This window comes from Kitasatospora sp. NPDC057223 (assembly GCF_042669755.1).
Taxonomy (GTDB): domain Bacteria; phylum Actinomycetota; class Actinomycetes; order Streptomycetales; family Streptomycetaceae; genus Kitasatospora.
This window is the reverse complement of sequence record NZ_JBHUWW010000256.1, coordinates 1-4,542: the sequence shown is the minus strand read 5'-3', so window position 1 is coordinate 4,542 and position 4,542 is coordinate 1. Positions and strand designations below refer to the sequence as shown.

At 71.0% G+C, this 4,542-nt stretch carries 5 protein-coding genes; 4 read left to right on the top strand and 1 reads right to left on the bottom strand.

Going from position 1 to position 4,542, the window contains the following annotated elements; genetic code table 11:
* Window positions 1–74: 74 nt before the first annotated feature.
* The gene (locus ACFUK0_RS39565; RefSeq protein WP_030306825.1) at window positions 75–788 is read right to left on the bottom strand and encodes an IclR family transcriptional regulator; all 714 of its coding nucleotides are present in this window, start codon (window positions 786–788) and stop codon (window positions 75–77) included.
* A gap of 233 nt (window positions 789–1,021) precedes the next feature.
* Between ACFUK0_RS39565 and leuC the strand changes: the two genes are divergently transcribed.
* From leuC to ACFUK0_RS39545, 4 genes are all read left to right on the top strand, one after another.
* Window positions 1,022–2,443, top strand: coding sequence for a 3-isopropylmalate dehydratase large subunit (leuC, locus tag ACFUK0_RS39560; protein WP_380258829.1), 1,422 nt, complete (start codon window positions 1,022–1,024; stop codon window positions 2,441–2,443).
* Between the two features lie 5 nt (window positions 2,444–2,448).
* On the top strand, window positions 2,449–3,045 hold the full coding sequence (gene leuD, locus ACFUK0_RS39555) for a 3-isopropylmalate dehydratase small subunit (protein ID WP_380258827.1): 597 nt from the start codon (window positions 2,449–2,451) through the stop codon (window positions 3,043–3,045).
* Between the two features lie 270 nt (window positions 3,046–3,315).
* On the top strand, window positions 3,316–3,543 hold the full coding sequence (locus tag ACFUK0_RS39550) for a hypothetical protein (RefSeq protein WP_380258831.1): 228 nt from the start codon (window positions 3,316–3,318) through the stop codon (window positions 3,541–3,543).
* Between the two features lie 133 nt (window positions 3,544–3,676).
* Window positions 3,677–4,393 carry an HU family DNA-binding protein gene (locus ACFUK0_RS39545; protein ID WP_380258825.1) on the top strand — a complete coding sequence of 239 codons (717 nt, stop codon included), beginning with the start codon at window positions 3,677–3,679 and terminating at the stop codon, window positions 4,391–4,393.
* The last annotated feature ends 149 nt before the right edge of the window (window positions 4,394–4,542 follow it).

Here is a 4,542-nt window from a genome sequence, read left to right as displayed (position 1 = left end):
GGCCCCGCCCGGTTCTCCCGGGCGGGGCCTCTTCGGTGCGGGTGGTCGGTACGGCCGGGGCACGGGCCGGCCGGTCAGCTGCGGCGCAGCGCCTCGGTGAGGCGGTTGGCGGCCTCGATGATGGCCTGCGCGTGCAGGCGGCCCGGGTGCCGGGTGAGGCGCTCGATGGGGCCGGAGACCGAGACCGCGGCCACCACGCGGTTGGAGGGGCCGCGGACGGGCGCGGAGACGGACGCCACGCCCGGCTCGCGCTCGCCGATCGACTGGGCCCAGCCGCGCCGCCGTACGCCGCTCAGCGCGGTGGCGGTGAACCGGGCGCCCTGGAGGCCGCGGTGGAGGCGCTCCGGCTCCTCCCAGGCCAGCAGGACCTGCGCGGCGGAGCCGGCCTTCATCGGCAGGGTGCTGCCGACCGGCACGGTGTCCCGCAGGCCGGAGAGCCGCTCGGCCGCGGCGACGCAGATCCGCATCTCGCCCTGCCGGCGGTAGAGCTGTGCGCTCTCGCCGGTGACGTCGCGCAGGTGGGTCAGGACCGGGCCCGCGGTGGCGAGCAGCCGGTCCTCGCCCGCCGCGGCGGAGAGTTCGGAGAGTCGGGGGCCGAGGATGAAACGGCCCTGCATGTCCCTGGTGACCAGGCGGTGGTGTTCGAGTGCGACGGCGAGTCGGTGGGCGGTGGGCCGCGCCAAGCCGGTGGCGGCGACCAGCCCCGCCAACGTGGCGGGGCCCGACTCCAGTGCGCTCAGCACCAGAGCGGCCTTGTCGAGAACGCCGACGCCGCTAGAGTTGTCCATGCCCTGATACTGCAGTCTCATTCCGCGAGACGCAAGTTCAATCTGGCAGGAAAAGCGCCACTCTTGAGGAAGCAGCCCGGAAGACTTCCCCTGCGGCCGCCGACAACAGCGGCGTGCCCGGGGGTGACCGAACCGGCGTGCAGGTCGCCCAGCGCGAGCCTCACCAGGGCGGCAAAGGCAGTGACCTCGACCACACGAGAAGGCCGGCAGAGCGGCCGGCTGGAGGGAACCCGATGGGACGGACACTCGCAGAGAAGGTCTGGGACGACCACGTCGTCCGGCGCGCCGAGGGCGAGCCCGACCTGCTCTTCATTGACCTGCACCTGCTGCACGAGGTGACCAGCCCGCAGGCCTTCGACGGCCTCCGGCTGGCCGGACGCCCGGTCCGCCGGACCGATCTCACGATCGCGACCGAGGACCACAACACCCCCACGCTGGACATCGACAAGCCGATCGCGGACCCGGTCTCCCGGGTCCAGCTGGAGACGCTGCGCAAGAACGCCGCCGACTTCGGCGTCCGGATCCACTCGCTGGGCGACGTCGAGCAGGGCGTCGTCCACGTGGTGGGCCCCCAGCTGGGCCTGACCCAGCCGGGCACCACCGTGGTCTGCGGCGACTCCCACACCTCGACCCACGGCGCCTTCGGCGCGCTGGCGTTCGGCATCGGCACCAGCCAGGTCGAGCACGTGCTGGCGACCCAGACGCTGCCGCTGGCGCCGTTCAAGACCATGGCGATCACCGTCGAGGGCGAACTGCCCGAGGGCGTCACCGCCAAGGACCTGATCCTCGCCATCATCACCAGGATCGGCACCGGCGGCGGCCAGGGCTACGTCCTGGAGTACCGCGGCTCCGCCATCCGCAGCCTCTCCATGGAGGCCCGGATGACGATCTGCAACATGTCCATCGAGGCGGGTGCGCGGGCCGGCATGATCGCCCCGGACCAGACCACCTTCGACTACCTGGACGGGCGTCCGCACGCCCCCAAGGGCGAGGACTGGGACGCCGCGGTCGAGTACTGGAAGACCCTCGGCACCGACGAGGACGCGGTCTTCGACCACGAGATCTTCATCGACGCCACCGAGCTGACGCCGTTCGTCACCTGGGGCACCAACCCGGGCCAGGGCGCGCCGCTCGGCGCCGACGTGCCGGACCCGGCCTCGTTCGCCGACCCGCAGGAGCGGGTCGCGGCCGAGAACGCGCTCAAGTACATGGGCCTGGAGGCCGGTACGCCGCTGCGCGAGGTCAAGGTCGACGCCGTCTTCGTCGGCTCCTGCACCAACGGCCGGATCGAGGACCTGCGCGCCGCCGCGGCCATCCTGGACGGCAACCGGATCGCCGACGGCGTGCGGATGCTGGTCGTCCCCGGCTCCGTCCGGGTCGCCCTGCAGGCGATCGAGGAGGGCCTGGACAAGGTCTTCACCGCCGCCGGCGCCGAATGGCGGCACGCGGGCTGCTCGATGTGCCTGGGCATGAACCCCGACCAGCTCGCCCCCGGCGAGCGCTGCGCCTCCACCTCGAACCGCAACTTCGAGGGCCGGCAGGGCAAGGGCGGCCGCACCCACCTGGTTTCGCCCCAGGTCGCCGCCGCCACCGCCCTGCTGGGCCGGCTGGCCGCACCCTCCGACCTCAAGTCCGACCTCGCTGTGGAGGCCTGAGCAGCATGGAGAAGTTCACCACCCACACCGGCCGGGCCGTTCCGCTGCGCCGCAGCAACGTCGACACCGACCAGATCATCCCCGCGCACTGGCTGAAGAAGGTCACCCGGACCGGCTTCGAGGGCGGGCTCTTCGAGGCCTGGCGCAAGGACGAGACCTTCGTCCTCAACCAGCCCGAGCGCGACGGCGCGACCGTCCTGGTGGCCGGCCCCGAGTTCGGCACCGGCTCCTCGCGCGAGCACGCCGTCTGGGCCCTGCAGAACTACGGCTTCCACGCCGTCATCTCGTCGCGCTTCGCCGACATCTTCCGCGGCAACTCGCTGAAGAACGGCCTGCTGACGGTGCTGCTGCCGCAGGAGACCGTGGAGCAGCTCTGGGTGCTCGTCGAGGCCGACCCCACCGCCGAGATCACGGTCGACCTGGAGGCCCGCGAGGTGCGCGCCGAGGGCATCACGGCCGCATTCGAGCTGGACGACAATGTCCGCTGGCGGCTGCTGAACGGCCTTGACGACATCAGCATCACGCTGCAGAACGAGGCCGACATCTCGGCCTTCGAGGCCACCCGCCCGTCGTTCAAACCGCGTACGCTGCCGGTCGCCTGAGAAGCTCCTTTCCGGACTGCCGCAGGATGGCCCGTCCCCCCTCGGGGGGGCGGGCCTTCGCTGTTGCGCGCCGGAGTTAGGGGCTGACCGTGTGCCACGGATAAACCCGCGCGCAGCACAACTCCGTGCAGATGGCACAATCAGTACATGCACCGGCACCATGAACCTCCGTACGCGGGCCGCGAACCCGCGTCGTCGGAGACCACGGGCCGGGGAGCCGAACGCCGAATTGACGATCGGCCGGACGACGACGGCACCTCGCCGGACGAGGTGCCGGACGACCCGGAAGTCACTGCGCTCTTCGCGCTGGTGGCCGAGCGGTTGAAGCAAGCTCACGCCCGCGTGCATGCGCTGAACGTGTCTGCCGATGCAAAGACCGCTCTCACCCGTCAACTGCTGATCGTCACCGAGACCGCCAAGCGCGATCTTCCGGGGGCGGCACGGCGGTTGAGTCGCTTTGTCCAAGACCTCGACGAGGGGCTCCCGCCCCCGCCCTGAGGTCGCAGACGCGCAAATCCATTGCGACACTAGGGTGATTCGCGCGTTTGGTAATTGAAAGTCCGCAGATACATACCTAACGTGCGAATTGAACGGATGGAATCATCCGGCGCCCGTTTCTGAAGGGGAAGACGTGAACAAGGCTCAGCTTGTCGAAGCGGTGGCCGAGCAGCTGGGCGGTCGCAAGGCTGCCGCAGAGGCCGTCGACGCAGTGCTCGACACCATGGTGCGTGCCGTTGTGGCGGGTGACCGGGTGTCGGTCACCGGCTTCGGCACCTTCGAGAAGGTGGAGCGCTCCGCGCGCTTCGCCCGCAACCCGCAGACCGGCGAGAAGGTCAAGGTCAAGAAGACCTCGGTGCCGCGCTTCCGCCCCGGCCAGGGCTTCAAGGACCTGGTGAGCGGCAGCAAGAAGCTGCCGAAGGAAGGCCCGTCGGTCAAGAAGGCCCCCAAGGGTTCGCTCACCCCGGGCAAGTCCGGCACCACCGCCGCCGTGAAGCGCGCCGCCACCAAGCGCTCCGCGACCGCCGCCGCCGCTGCCCCGGCCGCGACCAAGAAGACGGCCGCCGCGAAGAAGGCGACCACCGCCGTCGCCGCGAAGAAGACCACGGCCACCACCGCCAAGAAGGCGGCCGCCGTCAAGAAGGCGACCACCACCGCCGCTGCCGCGAAGAAGACCACGGCCACCACCGCCAAGAAGGCGGCCGCCGTCAAGAAGACCGCGACCGCCACCCCGGCCGCCGCCGCGAAGAAGACCACGACGGCGAAGAAGGCCACCGCGGTCAAGAAGACCGCCCCGGCGAAGAAGACCACCACCCGCAAGACCACCGCGCGCAAGACCACCGCCAAGTAGTCCTGGCGGCCTTCGGGCGACGACCCTCCGGGGTCGTGAGCCGTGGCGGCCCGCGCCACCAGGAGACACGGGGGGGGGGCGCGCCGCCGCGGTAGAAAACGCGCCCCGCCGGGGGGGTGGGGGCCCGCGCGCGAAAAAAAAAGATTGAA